The sequence below is a fragment of the Escherichia sp. AM3 genome (assembly GCF_032029835.1).
Classification (GTDB): Bacteria; Pseudomonadota; Gammaproteobacteria; order Enterobacterales; family Enterobacteriaceae; genus Escherichia; species Escherichia coli.
Window position 1 is genome coordinate 1 of the sequence record NZ_JAVUPQ010001250.1, and the last position, 242, is coordinate 242.

Annotated in this window: 1 protein-coding gene; it reads right to left on the reverse strand. The window is 54.1% G+C overall.

What is annotated here, in order from left to right; translation table 11 throughout:
- Positions 1–242: sodium:solute symporter family transporter (locus tag RTW80_RS30520; RefSeq protein WP_409415349.1), on the reverse strand; the 242-nt coding region annotated here is incomplete at both ends.

The window sequence follows — 242 nt, forward strand, 5'->3', positions numbered from 1 at the left end:
TTGCCGACAGCAGAATCCCGGCAATCCACGGGTTAAACAGAATTTGCGCCAGTTCGATAAACACACGCTCGGCGTTCTGATTTACCGCACCAGCCAACGCCGGATGATCGTTAAAGTAAGCAATCCCAAAGAAGCCGACAGCCACCGCCCCTGCCAGGCAGAGGATCATCCAGGTCATACTAATACGACGCGCATGGACAATGCTGTGGTGAGAATCCGCCGCCATAAAACGCGCCAGAATG